This window comes from Marinobacter pelagius (assembly GCF_900114925.1).
GTDB classification, from domain to species: Bacteria; Pseudomonadota; Gammaproteobacteria; order Pseudomonadales; family Oleiphilaceae; genus Marinobacter; species Marinobacter pelagius.
In genome coordinates, this window is the sequence record NZ_FOUR01000002.1 from 431,500 (window position 1) to 455,528 (window position 24,029).

General features: G+C 60.3%; 18 protein-coding genes. 4 read left to right on the forward strand and 14 right to left on the reverse strand.

Going from position 1 to position 24,029, the window contains the following annotated elements:
• Positions 1 to 24 precede the first annotated feature (24 nt).
• The 6 genes from nqrE to BM254_RS06230 form a co-directional block, all read right to left on the reverse strand.
• Complete coding sequence (gene nqrE / locus BM254_RS06205) at positions 25 to 633, reverse strand: NADH:ubiquinone reductase (Na(+)-transporting) subunit E (RefSeq protein ID WP_092000289.1); 609 nt, start codon at positions 631 to 633, stop codon at positions 25 to 27.
• Positions 633 to 1,298: an NADH:ubiquinone reductase (Na(+)-transporting) subunit D gene (locus BM254_RS06210; protein WP_092000292.1), complete on the reverse strand. Its 666-nt coding sequence runs from the start codon at positions 1,296 to 1,298 to the stop codon at positions 633 to 635. Before BM254_RS06210 ends, nqrE begins: the two co-directional genes overlap by 1 nt.
• Before the next feature lie 2 nt (positions 1,299 to 1,300).
• The gene (locus BM254_RS06215) at positions 1,301 to 2,104 is read right to left on the reverse strand and encodes a Na(+)-translocating NADH-quinone reductase subunit C (RefSeq protein ID WP_092000295.1); all 804 of its coding nucleotides are present in this window, start codon (positions 2,102 to 2,104) and stop codon (positions 1,301 to 1,303) included.
• Positions 2,097 to 3,305 (reverse strand): NADH:ubiquinone reductase (Na(+)-transporting) subunit B, encoded by a 1,209-nt coding sequence (locus BM254_RS06220; protein WP_092000298.1) that lies wholly within the window; start codon positions 3,303 to 3,305, stop codon positions 2,097 to 2,099. The genes BM254_RS06215 and BM254_RS06220 overlap by 8 nt, the downstream gene beginning before the upstream one ends.
• 4 nt (positions 3,306 to 3,309) lie before the next feature.
• A complete protein-coding gene (locus tag BM254_RS06225; protein WP_092000301.1) occupies positions 3,310 to 4,656 on the reverse strand; it encodes a Na(+)-translocating NADH-quinone reductase subunit A in 1,347 nt (448 codons plus the stop codon).
• Positions 4,657 to 4,979: 323 nt separating this feature from the next.
• On the reverse strand, positions 4,980 to 6,449 hold the full coding sequence (locus BM254_RS06230) for a glyceraldehyde-3-phosphate dehydrogenase (RefSeq protein ID WP_092000304.1): 1,470 nt from the start codon (positions 6,447 to 6,449) through the stop codon (positions 4,980 to 4,982).
• A gap of 216 nt (positions 6,450 to 6,665) precedes the next feature.
• On the opposite strand from BM254_RS06230, the gene mfd reads away from it, so the two are divergent.
• On the forward strand, positions 6,666 to 10,190 hold the full coding sequence (gene mfd / locus BM254_RS06235) for a transcription-repair coupling factor (RefSeq protein ID WP_092000307.1): 3,525 nt from the start codon (positions 6,666 to 6,668) through the stop codon (positions 10,188 to 10,190).
• Between the two features lie 28 nt (positions 10,191 to 10,218).
• Entirely contained in the window at positions 10,219 to 10,980 is a 762-nt protein-coding gene (locus BM254_RS06240) for a CsiV family protein (protein WP_245777379.1), read from the forward strand.
• Here the strand turns inward: BM254_RS06240 and BM254_RS06245 are convergent.
• From BM254_RS06245 to BM254_RS06260, 4 genes are all read right to left on the reverse strand, one after another.
• The gene (locus BM254_RS06245) at positions 10,955 to 11,743 is read right to left on the reverse strand and encodes an S-methyl-5'-thioinosine phosphorylase (RefSeq protein WP_092000314.1); all 789 of its coding nucleotides are present in this window, start codon (positions 11,741 to 11,743) and stop codon (positions 10,955 to 10,957) included. The two genes, BM254_RS06240 and BM254_RS06245, sit on opposite strands and share 26 nt — an antisense overlap.
• A complete protein-coding gene (locus BM254_RS06250; protein WP_092000317.1) occupies positions 11,740 to 12,939 on the reverse strand; it encodes a mechanosensitive ion channel family protein in 1,200 nt (399 codons plus the stop codon). Before BM254_RS06250 ends, BM254_RS06245 begins: the two co-directional genes overlap by 4 nt.
• 23 nt (positions 12,940 to 12,962) lie before the next feature.
• Positions 12,963 to 13,463 (reverse strand): L,D-transpeptidase, encoded by a 501-nt coding sequence (locus tag BM254_RS06255; RefSeq protein WP_092000320.1) that lies wholly within the window; start codon positions 13,461 to 13,463, stop codon positions 12,963 to 12,965.
• A 61-nt stretch (positions 13,464 to 13,524) separates the two neighbouring features.
• Positions 13,525 to 14,202 (reverse strand): TetR/AcrR family transcriptional regulator, encoded by a 678-nt coding sequence (locus BM254_RS06260; RefSeq protein WP_092000322.1) that lies wholly within the window; start codon positions 14,200 to 14,202, stop codon positions 13,525 to 13,527.
• Between the two features lie 123 nt (positions 14,203 to 14,325).
• Here BM254_RS06260 and BM254_RS06265 point away from each other — a divergent pair, with 123 nt between their 5' ends.
• Positions 14,326 to 14,937, forward strand: a complete 612-nt coding sequence (locus BM254_RS06265) for a riboflavin synthase subunit alpha (protein ID WP_092000324.1) — start codon at positions 14,326 to 14,328, stop codon at positions 14,935 to 14,937.
• On the opposite strand, the gene BM254_RS06270 is transcribed toward BM254_RS06265, so the two are convergent.
• The 4 genes from BM254_RS06270 to BM254_RS06285 all read right to left on the reverse strand — a co-directional run bounded on the left by BM254_RS06270 (position 14,919) and on the right by BM254_RS06285 (position 22,877).
• Positions 14,919 to 16,058, reverse strand: a complete 1,140-nt coding sequence (locus tag BM254_RS06270) for a class I SAM-dependent methyltransferase (RefSeq protein ID WP_092000327.1) — start codon at positions 16,056 to 16,058, stop codon at positions 14,919 to 14,921. The genes BM254_RS06265 and BM254_RS06270 overlap by 19 nt on opposite strands.
• Positions 16,059 to 16,189: 131 nt before the next feature.
• Positions 16,190 to 17,236 carry a class I SAM-dependent methyltransferase gene (locus tag BM254_RS06275; RefSeq protein ID WP_092000330.1) on the reverse strand — a complete coding sequence of 349 codons (1,047 nt, stop codon included), beginning with the start codon at positions 17,234 to 17,236 and terminating at the stop codon, positions 16,190 to 16,192.
• Between the two features lie 7 nt (positions 17,237 to 17,243).
• Positions 17,244 to 17,924 carry a carbonate dehydratase gene (gene can / locus BM254_RS06280; protein WP_092000332.1) on the reverse strand — a complete coding sequence of 227 codons (681 nt, stop codon included), beginning with the start codon at positions 17,922 to 17,924 and terminating at the stop codon, positions 17,244 to 17,246.
• A 66-nt stretch (positions 17,925 to 17,990) separates the two neighbouring features.
• Entirely contained in the window at positions 17,991 to 22,877 is a 4,887-nt protein-coding gene (locus tag BM254_RS06285) for an NAD-glutamate dehydrogenase (RefSeq protein ID WP_092000335.1), read from the reverse strand.
• A gap of 160 nt (positions 22,878 to 23,037) precedes the next feature.
• Here BM254_RS06285 and BM254_RS06290 point away from each other — a divergent pair, with 160 nt between their 5' ends.
• Positions 23,038 to 24,000, forward strand: coding sequence for an AAA family ATPase (locus BM254_RS06290; protein ID WP_092000337.1), 963 nt, complete (start codon positions 23,038 to 23,040; stop codon positions 23,998 to 24,000).
• The last annotated feature ends 29 nt before the right edge of the window (positions 24,001 to 24,029 follow it).

Below are 24,029 nucleotides of genomic sequence, written 5' to 3' on the forward strand. Positions count from 1 at the left end.
CGTTAAACCGAATCACCGGGTGAATTACAGGGAGATACCGGAGAAGGACATGAAGCCCAGGGACATCAGACCAACAGTAATGAAGGTGATGCCCAGGCCACGCAGACCTTCCGGAACGTCGCTGTACTTGAGTTTCTCACGGATACCCGCCAGTGCGATGATGGCCAGGGCCCAGCCGACGCCGGCGCCGAAGCCATATACCACACTCTCGCCAAAGGTGTAGTCACGCTCAACCATGAACAGTGACGCACCCAGGATGGCGCAGTTAACCGTGATCAACGGCAGGAACACACCCAGTGCGGCGTAAAGAGCCGGGATGTACTTGTCCAGTACCATCTCCATGATCTGTACGATCGCCGCGATAACACCGATGTATGTCAGCAGGCCCAGGAAGCTCAGGTCCACGTTGGACAGACCGGCCCACTCAAGGGCGCCTTCACGCAGGATGGTGTTATACAGCAGGTTGTTGACCGGCACGGTGACGGTCAGTACCACAACAACGGCGATACCCAGACCGGTAGCTGCCTCGATCTTCTTGGAGATCGCCAGGAAGGTACACATCCCCAGGAAGAAGGCCAGCGCCATGTTCTCAACGAAAATGGCCTTAACCAGAAGGCTGATATAGTGTTCCATCAGAAGGCCTCCTTGGCTTTGTGACGAGACATCTTGTAGTCAGGCTCTTCAACCTGCTCCGGCTTCCAGACCCGCAGGCCCCAGATCGCCAGACCGATGATGAAGAACGCGCTCGGCGGCAGAAGCAGCAGGCCGTTCGGCACGTACCAGCCACCCTCGTTAACTACCGGCAACAGGCTGACGCCGAACAGTGAGCCCGCGCCCAGCAGTTCCCGGAAGAAGGCTACGAACAGCAGGATCACGGAGTAACCCAGGCCGTTACCGATGCCGTCCAGGAAGCTCAGGAGCGGCGGGTTGTTCATGGCAAAACCTTCCGCGCGACCCATGACGATACAGTTGGTGATGATCAGACCAACGAATACCGACAACTGCTTGGAGATCTCATAGGCGTAGGCCTTGAGGATCTGGTCCACCACGATTACCAGGGAGGCAATGATGGTCATCTGCACGATGATCCGGATGCTGCCCGGAATCTGGGTACGGACCAGGGAAACCGCCAGGTTGGAGAACGCGGTAACCGCGATAACCGCCAGACACATGACGATACTGACGCTCATGCTGGTGGTTACCGCCAGCGCCGAACAGATACCGAGGATCTGAAGGGCGATCGGGTTGTTACTGAAGATTGGTTCGAAGAGAACCTGTTTGGCTGATGAACCGGCCATGATCAGACCTCCCCTTCACGAAGTTTTTGCAGGAACGTGGCGAAGCCGCGCTCACCCATCCAGTAGTTGACCAGCTGCTGAACACCACGGCTGGTGAGCGTTGCACCCGAGAGCGCATCGACCTTGTGCTCCTTGTCACGGGCATCGGCACCCACACCACCCTTGACGAGCTGGATCTGCGGCTCGCTAGGGCTGTCGGCGTAGACTTCCTTGCCAACCCACTGCTGCTTCCAGCGGGGGTTGTCCACTTCACCACCCAGGCCCGGAGTTTCCGCGTGAGCGTAGAAGCCGAGACCTTCGATGGTGTTGAGGTTACCCTCCAGGGAGATGAAACCATACAGGGTGGACCACAGGCCATAGCCGTGAATCGGCAGCACCACACGAACCAGCTCGCCGTTTTCGCTCAGGGTGTAGACCTTGGCGACGTTCGGACGGCGCTTGATGCCGGCCTTGTCTTCGGAGGCGGGAATGTTGGTGGACATCTGCGGATCAGAAGCCGCCTTGTACATGTCGTACTTCATGGGGTCTTCAACGCCAACGGCGGAAGGCTCCACGAACTCGCCGCTATCCAGGTCAACCAGTCGCACGTCGAAACGCTCGAACATTTCTTCGATCTGCTGGGCACTGGCGCCAGGCTCCAGCATGCCGGCAGCGGACAGGATGTTGGTTTTGATATCCAGGTTCTGATTCTGGATCTGCGCCGGACGGAGCATGACGGCTGCGGTCGAAACCACAACCGAGAACACAATACTCAGCACCAGCGCAACCATCAGGGTTCTGGAGACAGTATCTTTAGCTTTAGCCACGAGCAAGCCTCCGTTTGATGTTGGCCTGAACCACGTAGTGGTCCATCAGCGGTGCGAACAGGTTGGCGAACAGGATCGCCAGCATGATGCCTTCCGGGAACGCCGGGTTGACCACTCGGATCAGCACCGTCATCACGCCCACCAGGATACCGAAGCACCAGCGACCGGTGTTGGTCATGGCGGCAGATACCGGGTCGGTGGCCATGAACATCATGCCGAAGGCGAAACCACCCATGACCAGGTGCCAGTGTGCCGGCACGGCGAACATCGGGTTGGTGTCGGAACCGATCAGATTCAGCAGCAGGGACATACCGATCATGCCGATCATCACGCCGCCAACGATGCGGTAGGAGGCAATCTTCATCACCAGCAGAATGAGTCCGCCGATCAGGATGGCCAGGGTGGAAGTCTCACCCATGGAGCCCTGGATAGTGCCCATGAACGCGCTCATCCAGCCGATCTGCTCCTGCAGTGCGTCCAGGCCTCCGGAAGCCGCCCAGCTCAGGGCAGTGGCGCCGCTGAAGCCGTCAACCGCAGTCCAGACGGTGTCACCGGAGATCTGTGCCGGATAGGCGAAGTACAGGAACGCACGACCGGTCAGGGCCGGGTTCAGGAAGTTCTTGCCGGTACCGCCAAATACTTCCTTGCCGATCACTACGCCGAAGGTGATACCCAGGGCCACCTGCCAGAGCGGGATGGTGGGCGGGCAGATCAGGGCAAAGAGGACGGAGGTCACGAAGAAACCTTCGTTCACTTCGTGGCGACGAACGGTGGCGAACAGCACTTCCCAGAAACCACCCACCACGAAGGTGACGAAGTAGATGGGCACGAAGTACGCCAGACCGTAAACGAAGTTATCCCACATGCCAGCGCCGGCGCCGGTTACCGCCAGGGCCTGGATGAAGGCAGTCCGCAGGCCGCCGTCACCCACCATGGCATCCGGGTTGGACGCCAGGAAGCTGTTGGCCTGGTAGCCGATGTTCCACATGCCGAAGAACATGGCCGGGAAGGTACACAACCACACCGTGATCATGATGCGCTTCAGGTCTACGCCGTCACGCACATGGGAGGTGGTGGAGGTTACGCTCGAAGGCGAGTAGAAAATGGTATCGACGGCTTCGTACAGCGCATACCAGCGCTCGTACTTGCCGCCTTTTTCAAAGTGATGCTCGATTCCATCGAGAAACTGTCGGATTGCCATCGTATTAGCCCTCGATCTCGATTCGGGTCAGGTTCTCTCGGAGAATCGGACCGTATTCATATTTGCCGGGGCACACGAAGGTGCACAGCGCCAGATCTTCTTCGTCCAACTCCAGGGCACCCAGTTTCTGTGCCATTTCGGTATCACCGACAATCAGCGAACGCAGCAGCTGGGTCGGCAGGATATCCAGGGGCATGACCTGCTCATACGCACCCACCGGTACCATGGCCCGCTCACTGCCGTTGGTGGTGGTGGTGAAGTTGAACAATTTGCCCGGGTTGAGCTTGGACAGATAGATGTTCAGCACGGAGAACTTGTTCGGACCCGGAGACAACCAGCCCATGAACTCACGCTTGGTCTGTTCTTCCAGCACGGAAACCTGATTGGCGAAGCGACCCAGGTACGCGCAGGGACCGTCACCACGACGACCACCGAACACCGAACCGGAGATGGCACGGACTTCACAGTCTGTGGCAATTTCACCGTCCAGAAGTTCCTGAAGGCTGGCACCCAGGCGGGTACGGACCAGACGCGGCTTCAGAGCCTTGGGACCACCGATGGCCACGATGCGCTCGACCGGCACTTCACCGGTTTCGAACAGCTTCGCGATATCGATCACGTCCTGATAGTTGATCGACCAGACGGTCTTGCTGCCAGAAACGGGGTCCAGGTAATGGATGTGGGTACCCACATTGCCGGCCGGATGCACACCGTCAAACTGCTGGATCTCGATGTTGTCCGCCTTGGGCACGGACACGTCGGAACCGGGCTTACCGGTGACGAAAACCTTGCCGCTGGTCAGCTTGGAGATGATGCTCAGCCCCTTTTCGAAGGCCTTGGCATTCTCACCGATGATGACTGTCGGATCCGCCGCCAGCGGGTTGGTATCCATCACGGAAACGAAAATGGAATGGGGAGCGGAATCGATTTCCGGCACCTTGCTGTACGGACGCGTCTTGAACGCTGTCCACAGGCCGGACTCAACCAGGTTATCGACAACCTGCTGACGCTCCAGACCACCAAGGTCGGCATCGTTGTAGCGGGCGTAGGTCTCAGCCTCATCGCCATCGATTTCGATAACGATTGACTGGAACACGCGACGCTCACCGCGATTGACTTCTTTCACCACGCCGGCAGCGGGTGAAGTATAACGAACGCCTTCGGTCTTCTTGTCCGTGAACAGCAGCGACCCGCGCTTGACACGGTCTCCTTCTTTCACAGCCATTGTCGGCTTCATGCCGGTGTAGTCAAAACCGATCAACGCCACGTGGCGAATCGGATTGCCGTCTGTAATGGTCTGTTCGGGAGCGCCGCTGATGGGAAGATCCAGGCCTTTTTTGATCTTGATCATTAGCCTCGTCCAATCATCAGAAACTATCTAAGGATTTCCAACGCCCGGCCCCTGCGGCCCAGATTTCCTGGCGGGATTGCGCCAGAAGGCTGCACCATTTGACTCAAATACCGCAGCAAAATCTGCTGCCGGGCATTTGACGCAGGAAAAGATGAGAAACGGGGTGCCAGACATACCCAAAATCGCGCCAATTATAGAGATTAAGGAATTCTATTTCCACCAGTAACCCAAATGGTTTTATACCCCAAAAGCAGTAAAAAACCCCGGCAGCCAGGGCTACCGGGGTTCTTCAGAACACAGCGCGCCGGATCGGCGCTACGACCTTAGTCGCGTGCGCGCTTCGGGAAGATCGGGTAAGTCACACCCGCCATCTGGTTCACGCAACGAACCACCTGGGCGCTGTAGCCGAACTCGTTGTCGTACCACACGTACAGGATCAGACGCTTGCCGCTGGCAATGGTGGCCTGGGCATCAACGATGCCGGCGTGGCGAGAACCGACAAAGTCGGTGGAAACCACTTCCGGAGAGTTCACGAAGTCGATCTGCTTCTGCAGCTCGGAGTGCAGCGCCATGTCGCGCAGGTACTCGTTCACGCCTTCAACGGTAACATCCTTGTCCAGATTCAGGTTCAGGATGGCCATGGAGACGTTCGGGGTCGGTACCCGGATGGCGTTCCCGCTCAGCTTGCCCTTCAGCTCCGGCAGAGCCTTGGCGACAGCCTTGGCAGCACCGGTCTCGGTGATAACCATGTTCAGCGGGGCACTACGACCACGACGGCTACCCTTGTGGTAGTTGTCGATCAGGTTCTGGTCGTTGGTGTAGGAGTGCACGGTCTCCACGTGACCGTCCTGGATGCCGTACTCATCGTGGATGGCCTTGAGTACCGGCGTAATGGCGTTGGTGGTACAGGAGGCCGCAGACAGGATCTTGTCCTCGTCGGTGATCCAGTCGTTGTTGATGCCATAGACGATGTTCTTGATGTCGCCCTTGCCCGGTGCGGTCAGGATAACCCGGCTTACGCCCTTGGATTTCAGGTGCAGACCCAGGCCCTCCTCGTCACGCCACTTACCGGTGTTATCGATAACGATGGCGTTGTGGATGTCGTACTGGGTGTAATCCACCTTGTCCGGACCGTCAGAGTAGATCACCTTGATGTAGTTGCCGTTGGCGATCAGGGCAGATTCTTTCTCGTCCACGGTGATGGTGCCGTCAAACGGACCATGGACAGAATCACGACGCAGCAGGCTGGCGCGCTTCTCGAGGTCGTTCTCGGCGCCGCCCTGACGAACCACGATGGCACGCAGGCGCAGATTGTTGCCGCCACCGGCCTTCTCGATCAGGATACGGGCCAGCAGTCGGCCGATACGACCGAAACCGTAGAGCACAACGTCCTTGGTGTCGTTGTGGGCATCTTCCTCGGACTGAGACTGGTACTGGCCAACCACCGGACCGATCTCACGCTTGAGGAATTCAGTCAGATCACCACCTTCGGACTTGAACTTCACAGCCAGCTTGCCGATATCGACGTGGGCGCGGCCAAGGTCCAGCTTGTCCATCGCTTCGAGAATCGGCAGGGTGTCGTGAACGGACAGCTCACTGTCTTCCACCTGACGCACGAACCGGTGAGCGCGAATGATATCAATCACCGACTGGTTGATAATGGCGCGGCCATAAACGGACGTAACCACGTTGTTCTTGCGGTAGAGACGGCCGATCAGCGGAATCATGGCTTCGGCGGTGGATTCTCTTTCCGTCCAGTTAGACAGGTGCTGGTTGATCTGTTCGTGACTCACGGTTGGGACCTCTGTTAGCACTGGGAATAATTTTAAGGGGCGCACATTATCCAACTTAAGGAGCCTGACGGCAAATACGATCGGCTCATCCATTCGTAAGGTTCCGGTCATACTCACGGGCACTGCTCACCCTGCCATGACAGTGTCATTCCCGGACGGTAGAATACGCCGCTCGCCATCTCCCCGATACAGGACTGCAGGAGCAACCACCCGACCATGAGCCAAGGCCCCTCCAGATCAGATAACCGGCTGATTGCACCGGAGTTTCCCACTCGCCCGGCGGACCACCGCACCTGGGGGGAGCTGCACGGCAGCAGTAATGCCCTGGCCATCTGCGAGAGCGCCCGCAACCATCCGGGACTGACGCTCGTTATCACCCGCAGCACCAGCGAGGCCATCCAGCTGGAGCAGGCCATGCGGTTTTTCCTGGGACTGCCCGAGGATGAGGATCAACCGGCGATCACCGCAGACGGCATGGAACTGCTCTCCCTGCCGGACTGGGAAACCCTGCCCTACGACCTGTTCTCGCCACACCAGGACATCACCTCCCGCCGGATCCGGACCCTGCATCGCCTGCCCTCGACCCGTCATGGGCTGCTGGTAGTGCCTGCCCGCACCCTGATGCACCGGCTGCCACCGGTCAGTTACCTGCAGGGCAATACCCTGATCCTGGAGGTTGGCCAGTCCCTGGACATCGACAAATGGCGCCTCCAGCTTGAAGCCGCCGGGTACCGCTACTCGGAGAATGTCTACGAGCACGGCGAATACGCCGTCCGCGGCGCAATCCTCGATATTTTTCCCATGGGTGCCAGCCAGCCCTACCGCATAGACCTGTTCGATGACGAAATCGAAACCCTGCGCACCTTCAACCCGGAAACCCAGCGTTCGGTTGACCGGATTGATCGCATCGAACTGTTGCCGGCCTATGAATTCCCCTGGCACAAGGAAGCCCGTTCCGGATTCCGCAACCGCTGGTTCGAGCAGTTCCCCAATGCCGACCGGGATGCCCCCATCTACCAGGACGTGAGCCACGGCATCACGCCGCCCGGCATCGAGTACTACCTGCCGCTGTTCTTTGACGAAACGGCCACCCTGTTCGATTACCTGCCCGGGGAAACCCTCGTTTTCACGGCCGAGGGCCTGAATGAGGCGGTCAGCCAGTTTGATGCCGAGACCCGAAATCGCTACGAGGATCGCCGCCACGACCGCCTGCGGCCGATCATGCCGCCAGCCACCCTGTTTCTGCAACAGGATGAGCTTTTTGGCCATCTGAAGACCTTCCCGCGGGTGACCACCACCCCGGACACCGTCGAAGGCAGCGGCGCCGTCAACTGCCCGAGCCAGGCGCTGCCCGATGTGTCGATGGACGGGCGGGCAGCAGACCCGGCAGCACGGCTCAAGCGTTTTATCACCGAATTTGGTGGCCGGGTTCTGATCGGAGCCGAATCCTCCGGCCGGCGGGAAGCGCTGATAGAGAACCTGTCCAGCCATGGCCTGAAAACCACGAACCTGGAAGACTGGCAGTCCTTCATCTCGGAAGAAAACTGCCCTCTGGCCATCACTATCGCCCCCATGGAGCAGGGATTGGTCCTGCCCGGGCAGCATCTGGCCCTGGTCACCGAGACCGCCCTGTTCGGCGAACGGGTCCTGCAACGCCGACGCCGGGAAAAACCGACGGAACTGGACGATGACGGCTACCGGGATCTGTCAGAACTGCGGATCGGATCTCCGGTGGTTCACATCGACCATGGCGTGGGCCGCTACCTGGGACTGGAGACGATTACCGTCGGCGACGAATCCAACGAGTTCCTTATGCTCGAGTACGCCGGGGGCTCGAAACTGTATGTACCGGTTTCCAGTCTGCACCTGATTTCACGCTACGCCGGCACCGATGTCGAGCACGCGCCGCTGCACAAACTGGGCACCGAGCGCTGGAGCCACGCCAAGCAGAAAGCGCTCGAGAAGATCCGCGACACCGCGGCGGAACTGCTTGATGTCTACGCCCGCCGGGAAGCCCGCAAAGGCTTCCAGTTCGAGGATCCGAAGGAGGCCTACCGCGCCTTTGCTGCCGAATTCCCGTTCGAGGAAACTCCGGATCAGGAAGTGGCCATCCAGGCGGTATTCGAGGACATGACCGGTGAGCGCCCCATGGACCGACTGGTCTGCGGGGATGTCGGCTTCGGCAAGACCGAGGTGGCCATGCGCGCCGCTTTCCTGGCCACCTGGTCCGGTAAACAGGTGGCGGTACTGGTACCCACCACTCTGCTGGCCCAGCAGCATTACGAGTCCTTCCGGGACCGGTTCTCCGGCACGCCGGTCCAGGTGGAACTGCTATCCCGTTTTCGCAGTGGCAGCCAGACCACCAAGGCGATGGAAGCCATCGAGCACGGCAAGGCGGACATTGTCATCGGCACTCACAAGCTGCTGCAGGGAGACATCCGGTTCAAGAATCTGGGCCTGGTGATCATCGACGAGGAACACCGGTTCGGGGTCCAGCAGAAGGAAAAACTCAAGGCGTTGCGGGCCGAAGTGGACATGCTGACACTGACCGCCACGCCCATCCCGCGCACCCTGAACATGGCCATGGGTCACCTGCGGGATCTGTCCATCATTGCCACCCCACCGGCCCGGCGACTGTCGGTGAAAACGTTTGTCCGGCAGCGGGATGATGCTATGACCAAGGAGGCCATCCTGCGGGAAATCCTCCGGGGCGGTCAGGTGTACTATCTGCACAACGACGTGGCCACCATCGAGAAAACCGCGGAAGACCTCCGACGGATGATTCCCGAGGCGCGTGTGGGCGTTGCCCACGGCCAGATGCGCGAACGGGAGCTCGAGCAGATCATGTCGGACTTCTACCACAAGCGCTTTAACGTACTGGTGTGTACCACCATTATTGAAACCGGCATCGACATCCCCAGTGCCAACACCATCATCATCGAGCGCGCAGACAAGTTCGGCCTGGCCCAGCTGCATCAGCTCCGGGGCCGTGTGGGCCGCTCCCACCACCAGGCCTATGCTTACCTGCTGACGCCGCCACCCCGGGCGATGACCGCGGACGCCAGGAAGCGCCTGGATGCGATCTCCGAGGCCCAGGATCTGGGCGCAGGCTTCATGCTGGCCACCCATGACCTGGAGATCCGGGGGGCTGGCGAGTTGCTGGGTGAGGAGCAGAGCGGGCAGATCGAGACCATCGGTTTCACCCTGTACATGCAACTGCTGGATGAAGCCGTCAAGGCCATCAAGGAAGGCCGTACGCCGAACGCAGACCTGCCCCTGAGCCACGGCACCGAGATGAACCTGCGGATTCCGGCGCTGATTCCCGAGGACTACCTGCCTGATGTCCATAACCGGCTGATGCTCTACAAGCGCATTGCCAGCGTGGACAACAAGGAAGCATTAAAAGAACTTCAGGTTGAGATGATCGACCGTTTCGGTTTGTTACCGGAACCGGCAAAGAACCTGGTTCGTCAGACTGAATTGAGGCTCAGGGCCGAGGCACTGGGTATCGTGAAAATCGATGCCGGCAAGGAATGGACCCGTCTGGAGTTCGGCGGCTCGACACCGGTGGACCCGCTGGTTCTGGTTAAAAAAGTGCAATCCGCGCCGGACCAGTACCGGCTTGAGGGGGCCAATAGCTTCCGTTTCAGGCTGAAGGACACCTCCACCGGTGGTAAACTCGATGGCATTTCGCAAATGCTGGACGAGCTGACACCGGCTGACAGTAAATCCAGGCACTGACGCTCGCATGATTCGGGGAGAGAATCCGTTGCAACCGACCACCCTTTTCAGCAGTACCAAGGCCGCCCGCATCCTGGCCACGATCACGCTGGCCATGCTGGCCCTGACCGCGCACGCCCAGGATTCAGGCAACATTCCGGACGATTACTACCGTGCGGAATTTGTCATTCTTGAGCGCATCGTCGATCCCTCGGCGGTTGAAGAGCGTATGGGGGACCGGGAGGTAGAGCCGCCGATCCAGACCAACGAAGCGCTATGGGTCGTTGATCGCAGCGGCAATGCCCAGACTACCCAGAACCTGGCGCCCCGCGGGGATCTGTACCTCAATTCGGCGGCCCAGCGGCTGGAAAACAGCGGCAATTACCGGGTACTGATGACTGCGGGCTGGTACGAGGCGTTCCCGCCCGACTATGAAGGCGCTCCCCTCAGAATTGAGTTGGGCGACTGGATCGACAGCGCGGGGCAACGGGAAATCGAGGGACATATCACCATTGACCGCCAGCGCTATCTGCACGTGGAGGTCCACCTTAATCACTGGCAGCAGGGCACCAGTTCATTCGTCAGTCAGCCCGCTCCGAATCCCACTGAAGACGGACAACTGCAGGAGGAAACCGAGAGCGACAGCTTTGTATCCCTCCAGCCACAGGCGGCTCAGCCAGTTGCAAATCCGCTGGAACTGGTGACCTGGATCCGCGAGACCCGCAGGATGCGCAGCCAGGAAGTCCATTTCCTGGACTCCCCCACCATCGGCGTCCTGGTGTTCTTCAGGAAGGTCGAGGCATCGGACTGAGTTGTCCGAGCTGGGCCATCGAGCTGGCGAGAATGGTCTTCACACCGGACATTCCCTGCTCGATGGCTTCTTCAATTTCTTCCATGGTGATGATGTGGTCGGATTTACCCGCGGCCCAGTTCACCACCAGCCCCAGGCACACGTAACGCATCCCCAGTTCTGCCGCCAGTGCCGCCTCCGGCATACCGGTCATACCTACCAGATCGCAACCGTCCCGCTCCATGCGCCGGATCTCCGCGGCGGTCTCCAGCCTCGGACCCTGGGTTGCACCATACACGCCGAAATCCGAGAACGGCACCGACTCCCGTCTCGCGGCGTCGATCAGTGCCTGCCGGGCGCCTGCGTCGTAGGGAAAGGTGAAATCGATGTGGGTGACCGAATCCAGGTCGCCTTCAAAAAAGGTACTGCCCCGCCCCCAGGTGTAATCAATGATCTGGTCCGGAACGACAACGTGGGCCGGTCCCATATCCGGATGAATACCTCCCACGGCATTCACGCCGACCACGGTTCGCACACCCGCCTCATACAGCGCAAGGATATTGGCCCGGTAGTTGACCTGGTGCGGCGGAATCCGGTGCGGATTGCCGTGCCGGGAAAGGAAAATCACGGACTGCTCACCCAACCGCCCCTCCACCAGGGGCGCAGAGGGCTCACCCCAGGGCGTGGAAACGCTGGACTCGCCCGCGATGGTCAGCCCGGAAAGTGTGGTCAGGCCGGTACCACCGATGATACCGACCGGCGCAGTGCTTGAAGCTTGAGTCATTCTGACTTCCCTTCGGGTGATTCTTTGCCGTTAGCGGAGGCCTTCTGCTCCCCTTCTCGCGCGCCACTCTCCCGTTCGCCATTGTCCTCGCCGGAGAGACGCACGCCGTCGGGAAGATGCAGGGTACGGGTCGGGAAGGCCACCTCGGCGCCATAGCCTTCAATAATGTCGCTGATCCGCAGCAGCACATCCTGCTTGATCTCGTGGAACCGGACCCACTGGGTGGTCTTGGTGAAGGTGTACACCATGATATCGAGAGACGAGCTGTTGAACGCCACGAAATTGACGATCAAAGTGCGCTGGGTCTCGATTTCCTCGTGATTCTCCAGCATGGAGCGGATATCGGAGACGATGTCCGCCATCTGGCTGACATCCGCGTAACGGATCCCGATGGTTTCGTAGATCCGGCGGTTGTACATGCGCGAGGGGTTTTCCACCGCGATGGTGGTGAATGCCGCGTTGGGCACATAAAGCGGTCGCTGGTCAAAGGTACGGATTGTCGTGACCCGCCAACCGATATGTTCGACCGTGCCCTCGATGTTCCTGTCCGGCGAGCGGATCCAGTCGCCAACTTTGAAGGGCCGGTCCAGGTGCACAATCATGCCCCCGAAGAAGTTGGCCAGCAGGTCTTTGGCGGCAAAACCCACGGCGATACCACCGACACCACCGAAGGCCAGCACCCCGGAAATGCTGTAGCCCAGGGTCTGCATGACAATCAGCACGGCGGTAATAATAACCACAGCCCTGGACAGCTTGCTCACCGCATTGACGGTGGTGTAGTCCATGGGCTTTTTCATCTTCATCGGGGAGACCAGAATCTGCTCGGCCTCCTTGATCATGCGTAGCAGCACCCACACCACGATCCAGATGAAGCCCAGCTCCAGCAGCTTCTGGTTGGCCTTGAAGATCTCGGCTTCGGAATAGTGGTGGGCCACCTCTGCGGCCCAGTACACGCCCTGGAGCCAGACAAAGGCAACCAATGGCTTTCGGGCGGCGTGCAACAGCGCGTCATCCCAGATGTTGCGGGTTTTGCTGAACTTGTTCTCGAGGGCCCGGATTATGTGGCTCACCACATAGGCCACAAAAGCGGTACCAAAAACCAGCGCAAACACAATGATGCCGGCGCGCCAGCCCTCGGAGAGCAACCCGTAACCCTTGATCCACTCGTTGATTGTTGTCAGCAGCTCTCCGATCATCGGATCCCTCGGATGAAAGATGGTTAAAGGATGACGACCCGCAGCCCCGCGCGGACCCGGTCAAACACCTCGATCACATCGGGATTGCGCATCCGGATGCAGCCGTGGGACCTGGGAACCCCCATGGGCTCGGTGTCGGGTGTGCCGTGAATGTATATGAAGCGACGGAAAGTATCGACCCCGGGGCCCCGGTTTTTACCCGGCTCCAGGCCGCACAACCAGACGATGCGACTGAGGATCCAGTCCCGGTCGGGATGCGCCAGTGCCAGTTCCGGACTGTAGATTTCACCGGTGGGGCGGCGGGCCCGGAACACGGTGTTTGCCGGCAGACCCTGGCCCACCATGGCGCGGATGTAGTGTTCGCCCCGGGGGGTGCAGCCGCTGCCATCCTGCTCCCCGGCTCCGTGCAGGGCGGTGGATACCGGATAGCTGGCAATGATTTGGCCCTGATCATTCACCAGGGTCAGAGTCTGGTCAGCGATGGAAACTGCCAGGTGATCGACGTGCTTTCGGGATTGGGTCAAAACCGGTCGGGCTCCGTATCCGGACTATTCCAGACCGGAAGCCTAACCGAGGGAGCAGAACTCAGGCAACCGAGACCTTGCTGCCTTTGGGCGGAACCAGCATGGTATCTTCGGCCTGCATGCCGGCAGCCAGGAACGGTACCAGGCGCATGGCGATCTCCTGGACCGAGGTTTCGACACCGGTCTTGTTCTGCAGGATATCGCGCAGGGCATCCGAGCTGGACATGGTGAAGGCGGTCGCCCCGAGCATGAACTGGATGCGCCAGTAACGGTCTACGGCTGACAATTGCGGTGTTGCGGCCTTGAGCAGGCGCATGAAACGACTGAACGGGTCGCCGTATTCCTGCTCCAGGAACTTGCGCAGGTGGCCCTGGGACTGGGTGTAAGCCAGACCGAGCAGGCGCATGAAGATGGAGATACCCTTTTCGTTTCTCTGGGGCATCCGGACAGCACTTTCGGTCAGGGCCCAGAGGGTCTGATTCAGGGTCGGGGGCTGATCGCCACAACTCTCCTCGAGCTCATCGAAGGCTTTTTCCAGGGTGGCGGAAAACGGCGTGAGAAAACGGGCAAAGACCGCGTGAATCAGCGCGTTCTTCGAACCAAAGTGGTAATTGACAGCAGCGAGGTTTACTTTAGCCTTACTGGTAATCATCCGGAGGGAAGTTTCGGAAAACCCGCGCTCGGCAAACAGCTCCTCGGCTGCGTCAAGAATCCGGTCTACGGTATCAGATTGCGCCATCTTGTTATCGGTGCCTCTAGCGTACGTCTGTTTTAAACATACGTTTGAAGCCAATTTATGTCAAGTTTGTTATCCTTCAGCTTCCCGCCACAGCGCAGAGCTCCGAAAGCCGAGAGGTAGTCTATGTTCACAGGAATTGTCCAGGGTATCGCCACCATCGAAGAAGTCACCGCCCGTCCGGGACTGAGCACACTGGCGGTGCGGCTCCCCGAGGACAAGGTGGAAGGCGTGACTATTGGCGCTTCCGTGGCCATCAATGGCACCTGCCTGACCGTGACCCGCCAGGAAGGCGCGATACTTTACTTCGACGCCATGCAGGAGACCCTGCGACTGACCACCCTGGGAGACCTCGAAGCAGGTAAGGCCGTCAACTTCGAGCGGGCAGCACGGATCGGCGACGAGATCGGCGGCCACCTGTTGTCAGGGCATGTGCACACCACTGCCAGGATCGTGGAGATCGAGCGCCCGGAGAACAATGTCACGATCTGGTTTGAAGTGCCGGAGGAATGGACCCGCTATATCTTTCCCAAGGGCTACATTGCGATCAACGGCGCCAGCCTGACCATTGGCGAAGTCCGCGAAAATCGCTTCAACGTGCATCTGATCCCCGAAACCCTGAGAGCCACCACCTTCGGCACGGCGGAGATTGGAGACCGGGTCAATATCGAAATCGACAGCCAGACCCAGACCATTGTCGACACCCTGGCACGCCTGGGTTACGACCGCCCGGCCTGAAACACCACGAACTTCGGATCCGCATCCAGCTGACTCACCTTCGGGAAATCCCGTTTGAGGGTCCGGTGATAGCCCAGGTGCCGGTTGCCCACCATCAGCAATCGCCCACCAGGGGCAAGGTGTCGGGCAGCCTGCCGGAACAGCCGCAGGGCGATATGATCTCCTACCACACCCCCTTCGTGGAACGGAGGATTGAGCAGGATCAGGTCAAACGCCCCGGCCTCCTCCGGAATACCGTCGGCGTGATGAAAAGTCGCTTCGATACCCGGAAAAGCCCGACTGACATTGTGCCTGGCGCTCAGCACGGCCTGACTGGACACATCGGTGAATGTCAGGCTCAGCTCCCGCCGCGCCGACAGGGCCTGAAGCCCGAGCACACCGTTCCCGCAGGCCAGGTCCAGCACCCGGGCATCGTCACCGAGCGCCGACACGGCGGCCGTGACATGGGGCAACAGCAGCCGTGTGCCGATATCCAGCTTCTCCCGGGCAAACACCGCAGGCAAGGCCTCCACCCGGACACCGTTATCCAGGGCATAGCCCTTCCATAATCCCGGCCAGTCGTTCAGGCCCGCCTGCCCCCTGCTGCACATCACCACCCGCGCCTTCTTGCGGGCAGGAAAAACCTGCTCGGTTACTACCGCCTCGGCAAAGACATCGACACTGCGGTCCGGGAGGTGCTTGATCATGCCGCCGGCCAGGATCCTGCCCTGCTCCGACAGTACCCCGTTGAGCCAGCGCAGCAGCCAGGCCAGATAATCCGCCTGGCGGGGAATCCGCAACACGACCAGATCAAAGGACCCCTCGGGAGGATCCTGCCAGCTGGTGACACGGGGCATTTCCGCGACCGAGGGATTGGCTCTGGCGTTCATTGCCAGTGCCTCAGTCAGGCCGGCGTTGTCCGCCACCAGTTCCGGTGCAAACCGTGCCAGCCCCAGAGACAGGGCGCCGAATTGGTCATCCACAATGAGGACTCTGGCGTCCGACCGGTCCTGGAGGAGCGTTGCAGCGGTGTCCAGCAACAGTTCGTCAGCCGCATCCCAGGCCCTGAGCGACTTGTCACCGCCACCGGGGCGGACCAGTAAAAGTGGGCCATCGGGAGTCTGGAGTTTTGCGCTTGTCATTTCGGGCTATCCGGGGAGGCGTTTCATGGGGGCGCCCATTCTAGGCTGTTTATTCTAGAAATTAACCCTAGAGTTCGCAGTGTTCATGCAATTCACCTTTGCCCCTCACCCCAGGGGCTTTTTTTATTCCTTCAGCGGCGAAAAGCGCGATAGACGGTAAACCGGCGGGTTTGCTCCAGCCGCTCCACAGCACCGACATGGCGCCGGATCAACTCTTCATAGGGCAGGAAACTGTTCGCCACCAGCCGCAATTCGCCGCCGGCTTCCAGGTGTGAAGCCACGTCCTGAAGAAAGCGCTCGGTCATGGAGGTATCGGTCCGGACGCCGGTGTGAAACGGCGGATTGGTGACAATGGCAGGCCATTTACCTTCGATGCCTGCGAGGCCGTCCGAGGCATGAATATCCCCCGCACACCCATTGCGTTCATAGGTTGCCCGGGCACAGATCACCGCCTGCGACTGGACATCGAGGCCATCGACCCGGGAAACAGTCTGATCCGACTGCCGCTGCCAGCCCTGGAGCCAGCTGCCAATCACCCCGGCACCGCAGGCAAAATCCAGCAACCGGCCGGCACTGACAGGCTCTCGGGCGAGACTGTCAAGCAACAGCGCCGTCCCCTCGTCCAGCTCGCCGTGGCTGAAGATACCGGGCATACCGGCCACATCGATGCTGACGCCCGCGTGTTCCACCTGTGTCCAGGTGATCCAGTCCGCCAGCGCGAACTCCGGGGCCGGCTCTGTAATCTCTGCACTCCAAACCTGGCAATGGCGGGCACTGTCCACCTTGCCGGCATCGGGCAAGCTGGCCCGGAGCTGCTTGACCGCGCCGGCGATACCTTCTTTTTTCTCGCCCACCAGGATCAACCGGGCACCGGCCCCGGCCAGCCATAGCGCCAGAGCCAGGCGCAGGTCCAGTTCGGCCCGCGCCTTGGGGAGGAAAACCACAATGGTGTCGAGACTGGCGGGCTGCAGGCCTGGGGCATCATAGCCGAAACAGGCCTGCCAGCCGGGCACCCGGCTCAGGGCCTCGTAGACGCCGGCGTGCTCGCTCATGGCGAGGCCTTGCTCCCCCAGCCGGGACAGCAGGCCGGGGTCCGTGACCCCGAGCAGACCAACCGTACCACCGAGCAGGTCACGGTTACGAAGCAATGCCTCATGGGAATTGGGAAGGGAGGACATGAAGCGATCAGGCCAGTTTCTGGCGACCGGCACGAACCGGGCGCTGAACCAGCTCCTCGACCGCAGTCTGCCGCACCTGGTCCCGCTCTTCCTCGTTGGAGATGGACAGCCCCATGTCCCGGAGCAGGCCATCGGCCACATCATAGACAAAGCCATGGACGTTCAGGGGCTGCCCGCGACGCCAGGCTTCCTGGACGATGTTGTTCTGGCAAACGTGCCCCACCTGTTCCACCACATTGAGCTCGCACAGACGGTCGATCCGGTCCTGCTCGCTGGTGATCGCATCCAGGGTAGCCTGATGGCGGTCGCGCACGTCCTGGACATGGCGCAGCCAGTGACTGATCAGGCCAAAACCTTCGTTCCGCAGGGCTGCCCGCACACCGCCACAGCCATAGTGGCCCACCACCAGGATGTGCTTCACCTTGAGCACCTCGATAGCGAACTGCAGCACCGACAGGCAGTTGAAGTCGGTATGCACCACCACGTTGGCCACATTGCGGTGAACAAAGAGTTCACCGGGCAGCAGATCCACAATCTGGTTGGCCGGTACCCGGCTGTCGGCGCAGCCGATCCACAGGTATTCCGGCGCCTGCTGATTGGACAGGCGGTCGAAGAACTTGGGATCGACGGACTTGATGCCGTTGGCCCAGGCCCGGTTCTTTTCCAGCAGATTATCTAGCTGCCCCATGCAAACAACTCCCGTTTCTGACAAAAGTGCCGGAATTGAAAGCGAATCATTGTCGAAACGCAATACTCAGTTGGTCTCAACCTCGATTTCACCCTGGGGCTGGTGGATCGTGCTCTGGGCCAGATCCAGCAATTCCCGCAGCGCGACCGAGAACATGGCGTACTCGGGCTCCCGGGTATTCTTGAGCTCCACAAGCATGGATTTCCAGCGATCAATCAGTTGCTCATGCTGCTGCATCCAGGTTTCCACACAGGCAGGCACATCGGTCGGCTTTTCCGCCAGCTTCAATACCCCGGTGGTCAGGGCCCGCTGCTGCCAGTCCAGATCTTCCCGGAAGCTCTCCCGGGCCAGTGCCTCCCAGTGGGAAACCGGCTTCAGATCGGCGATGGCAGTAGCAAACCAGGTCAGGTCAAGACGGTCGCCCAGCTCGAAATAGAGGTTGGCCACGGTCTTCAGGGGCATACCGGTAGCTTCCTTGGCCTCGATGATACCCAGGGACGAGTACAGGTAACCGGTGCCGGACACCACGGACGCCAACTCCTTGGGCAGGCCCGCCTCCACCAGATCGTTATGGCGTTTCTCCCAGGCCTGGCGCGCCTGCTCACCCAGGTAGTCCGGCAGGCCGGCGGTAATGGCCCACACACTGTCGGCAAACCGCTCCATATGGCTCTGGATGCTCAGCTCAGCCCGGCGGTTACGCAGCAGCCAACGGACGGACCGGCGCATCAGGCGCATCAGATCCTGCATCAGCTCCATCTGCAGCCTGGCCGGAATGTGGAAATCCAGTGCCTCGATCTTGTCCCACCAGTTGTCGATGCGGAACACATCCCGCGCGATAATCCATGCCAGGGCAATGGACGCCGCGTCGGCACCGGTGGACTGGTTCAGGCGCTCCACAAAGGTAATGCCCATGTGGTTGACCATGTCATTGGCAATCTGCGTGGCGATGATTTCCCGGCGCAGCTGGTGCTCACCGAGTTCCGAGCTGAACTGCTGGGTCAGGGCCCGGGGGAACACCTTGTACATTTCGCCGGCCAACAGCGGCTCGTCCGGTAAGGTGCTGTCAATCAGGGTCTGCTTCAGGTCCCCTTTCACGTAGGAGATCAGCACCGACAGCTCCGGCCGGGTCAGCCCCTTCTTGTCGAGCTTACGCTCGGACAGGGTTTCATCGTCCGGCAGGAACTCCAGGGCCCGGTTGAGCTTGCCTTCGCTCTCGAAGGTATTCATCAGCCGGCGGTATTCCTCCAGGCGCGTCGCCGCATCCTCACTGGCGATACTGAGGGCCTGGGTCTGACGGTAGTTGTTCTTCAGCACCAGGGCCGCAACATCGTCGGTCATTTCCTCCAGCATCACGTTCCGCTGTTTCTCGGTGAGATCACCGACAGCCACGGCCCGGTTGAGCAGGATCTTCATGTTGACCTCATGGTCCGAGCAATCCACGCCACCGGAGTTGTCGATGAAGTCGGTGTTCAGGCGACCGCCCTTGAGGGCGTACTCAATGCGGCCCAACTGGGTCAGACCCAGGTTACCGCCCTCACCCACCACCTTGCAGCGCAGCTCGGCGCCGTTGATCCGCAGACCATCGTTGGCCTTGTCGCCCACATCGGTGTTGGATTCGGAGCTGGCCTTTACATAGGTGCCGATACCACCGACCCAGAGCAGGTCCACCTGGGCCTTGAGGATGTGGGAAATCAACATGTTGGGCGGCACGCGATCGGCCTTGATGCCCAGCAGTTTTTTCATTTCGGGGCTGACCGGGATCGACTTGGCGTTCCGGCTGAACACACCGCCGCCCTTGGAAATCAGCTTGGTGTCGTAATCGGTCCAGGCGGACCGGGGCATTTCGAACAGGCGCTTGCGCTCCCGGAAACTGGCCTCAGCATCCGGATCCGGGTCGACGAAAATGTGAATGTGGTTGAACGCCGCAACCAGGCGGGTCTTCTCCGAGCACAGCATGCCGTTGCCGAACACGTCGCCGCCCATATCGCCGATGCCGATGGCGGTAAACTCGTCCAGTGCCGGGTTGATGCCCATTTCGCGGAAGTGGCGTTCCACCGAGACCCAGGCACCCCGGGCGGTGATGCCCATCTTCTTGTGGTCATAGCCGTTACTGCCGCCGGAGGCGAACGCATCGCCCATCCAGAAGCCGTATTCCGCAGCCAGGCCGTTGGCGATGTCGGAGAAGGTCGCGGTGCCCTTGTCGGCGGCCACCACCAGGTAGTGATCGTCCTCGTCGTGCCGGATAACCCGCTCCGGCGGCTTGATCCCGGCATCCACCAGGTTATCTGTGATATCCAGCAGGCCGCAGATAAAGGTCTTGTAGGCCGCGATACCCTCGGCCTGGAACGCTTCCCTATCCGAAGGGTCCGGCAGCCGCTTGGCCACGAAACCACCCTTGGCGCCCACCGGCACGATGACCGCGTTCTTTACCTGCTGGGCCTTCACCAGACCCAGAATCTCGGTGCGGTAATCCTCGAAGCGGTCAGACCAGCGCAGGCCGCCACGGGCAACCTTGCCGCCCCGGAGGTGGACACCCTCGACCCTCGGCGAATACACGAAGATCTCGAACATCGGCAGCGGCAGCGGCATGTCCGGGATTCGGGAGGGATCGAACTTCACGCTGATGTAGGACTTGGGCTTGCCGTCGGCATCCAGCTGGTAGTAGTTGGTGCGCAGGGTCGCCTGCATCAGCTCCAGGTACAGACGCAGCACCCGGTCCTCGCTGAGGTTTTCAACCTCATCCAGTCCGGCGCTGAATTCGATTTCCAGCTTCTGCTGGGCCGCCTCGCTCTTGCCCCTGCTCTGATAGCGCTCGGGGTTGAATCGGATGTCAAAGAGGTCCAGCAGGGTCCGGGTCAGCTGGACATGGTTGACCAGGGTATTGGAGATGAAGGTCTGACTGTTGGAGAAACGGATCTGCCGCATATACCGCGCGTAGGTCCGCAGCAGCGCAATCTCCCGCCAGCTCATGTAGGACGACAGCAGCAGGCGGTTGAAGGCGTCGTTTTCAGCCTCGCCGTGCCAGACCCGGCGGAACAGCTCCTCGAAAATCGGCCGGATACGGTGGATGTCCACCACTTCCCCGGTGTGGGCCTGAAGGGTGAAATCGTGGATCCAGACCGACTTGCCGTGGCGATCCAGCACCTCGAACGGGTGCTCCCCGATCACCCGGAAGCCCAGGTTATCGAAGATCGGCATCACGTCGGACAGCGGCAGCGGCTCGTCCGGGAAGAACAGTTTGAAGTGCAGGGTCGACTCATCCTCCTCCAGAGCCCGGTAGAAGCTCATGGCCAGATCGTCGTTATCCGCGGAGGCCGCGATGTGGTCCAGATCGATGGCGGCCCTGCGCGGCGAGAACATATCGGTGTAACTGGCCGGGAAGCCACCGGCCCAGAGCCGGTAGAATTCATTGCCGCGTTCCTCGCCGTAAGCCTCGCTGAGCGCCTCATAGAGGCCGTCGCGCCAGGACTGGGCCAGGTCGATGACCTTCTCCCGGATCTCGGCGATCGGCAACTGGCGGTTTTCCACCTGGGGCACCCGGATGGTGAACTGCACCCGGGCCAGCACCGACTCGGAGAAGTGGGTAACAAACTCGATGTCCTCCGCTTCCAGGGTCTCGAACAGCACCTGCTCTACCTTCAGGCGCAGCTCGGTGTTGTAGATATCCCTCGGGAAGAAGGCCAGGCAGGTAACAAACTGGCCATACACATCCTCGCGCATGAACAGTTCGATGCGCCGGCGCTCCTGGATGTAGAGAATGTTCTTGGCCACCCGGAGCAGCTCGTCGGACTCGATCTGGAACAGCTCATCCCGCGGGTAGAGGGTGAGAATCTGCTCCAGTTCCTTGCCGGCGTAGTCGTCCCGCAGGAAGCCGGAACGTTTCATCACACTCTGGAACTTCCGGCGCAGCAACGGAATCTCGTCGGGGCGCTCGTTGTAGACCCGGGCAGTATACAGGCCCAGGAACCGACGCTCGCCGACGACATCGCCCTTGTCGTTGAATTTCTTGACCGCGATGTAGTCGGGATAGGCCGGGCGATGCACCCGGGAGCGCTGGGCGGACTTGGCGAAGATGAAGATGTCGTCGGTGCGGGTCATCTCGTGCCGGGTGCGCTGGGGCAGCTCGTTCAGACGGACCCGGTCCGGGCGCTCGTTGTTGACCCGCAGGATACCCAGCTCCGAGTTGGCGACCCGGCGAACGACAGTTCCGCTCTTGTCCTTCACATAGTCGTATTCGTCATAACCGAGGAAGGTGAAATGATCCTGAACCAGCCAGTTCAGGAAGGCCCTCGCCTCTTCCTTTTCCTCGTCGTTGATGCCGGCGGTGGTGTCGTCCAGCTCGCCGATGATCCGGTTGACCTTGTCAGTCACCACATTGAAGTCCGAGACCGCGATACGCACTTCGTGCAGGACCGTCTGCAGGGCCTCCTCCAGATCTTTCAGATCCGACGGATTGCTGTGGCGGTCGATTTCAAGAACGATAAAGGCCTCGTACTCTGCGCCCGAGCCGCTTTTCTTGGTGGAGTGCAGCTTCTTGAGCTTGCCGTCCTTGTCACGATCGACCTGCAGGATCGAGTGCTGGATGGAATGGGTGCCGATTTCCCGCTGGTTGATGGCGATCCGCAGAGAATCGATCAGGAACGGAATGTTCGGATGCAGGATGAAAATGACCGTGTGGGTGGACTGCCAGCCGTCACTTTCGAGGTCCGGGTTGAATACCGATACCGGGGTTTCCTCGGCACTGCGCTTCTGCAGAAACTGCCAGGCGGCCAGAATCGCGCCGTAGGTATCCGAGAATCGTCGACTCACCAACTCTTCAAGAGGGATGTGCGCATAATGTTGCTTTGCAAATTCGCTGATTTTTTTCGCCTCGGTCTTCGCGATCTTCTGGGAAAACGCATCAGCGAGTTGCTCAAAAAACTGTTCCTTGCTGGCCACAGTCAGCGCGTTCATGATCTACCTCTTGTCAGTGTGAAATAAACGTAATCGACGTACTGTCAGATAAGCATAGTCAAACCCTTGATTTTTGCCGTCCAGATGCGAAAACTGCGGCAACTACTTACGAACAATACGGTTCCTTGACGGGACATGGATAAGGGAGCAGTTACATCCAATGTCACTACAGCATACGTTCGGGGAGTTAAGGTCACAGTTAGCCAAAAGGATCATTGGCCAGGAAAAACTGGTAGACCGGCTGCTCATTGCCCTGCTGGCCGACGGCCACCTGCTGGTGGAAGGGGCGCCCGGGCTGGCCAAGACCACCGCCATAAAGGCCCTGGCGGACCACCTCGAGGGTGACTTCCACCGTATCCAGTTCACCCCGGATCTTCTGCCTTCGGATGTCACCGGCAGCGAGATCTACCGGGCGGAAACCGGGCAGTTCGAATTCCAGAAAGGCCCCATCTTCCACAATCTCGTGCTGGCCGACGAAATCAACCGTGCGCCGGCGAAGGTGCAGTCCGCCCTGCTCGAAGCCATGGGCGAGCGGCAGGTCAGCGTCGGTCTCAAGACCTTCCCCCTGGACAAACTGTTCCTGGTGATGGCCACCCAGAACCCCATCGAGCAGGAAGGTACCTACCCGCTGCCCGAAGCCCAGCTGGACCGTTTCCTGATGCATGTGGTGATTGACTACCCCTCGGCCGAGGCTGAAAAGGCCATCCTGCACCTGGCAAGGAACGATTACCGCCAGGGACTGCCAAAGGCCGAAACCCGGATCACTGCCGAGCAGGTCTTTGCAGCAAGGGCCGAGGCGGCGGATATCTACATGGCCGAACCGGTTGAGCAATATCTGCTGGCCCTGGTACTGGCGACTCGCGATGCCGCCACCCTGGATCCGGAACTGGCCCGCTGGACCGCCTTCGGCGCGAGCCCCCGGGGCACCATTGCCCTGGACCGGTGTGCCCGCGCCAGTGCCTGGCTGGATGGCCGGGACTATGTCACTCCCGATGACGTCCGGGCCATGGCCTTTGACGTGCTCCGGCACCGGATACTGCTGACCTTCGAGGCCGAAGCCGAGGGCATGACGCCGGACGCGGTCATCGCGCGGCTGATCGACCGGGTTCCGGTCGCCGCCTGAGGCCCCATATCCCTGTGCAAGACCCGACA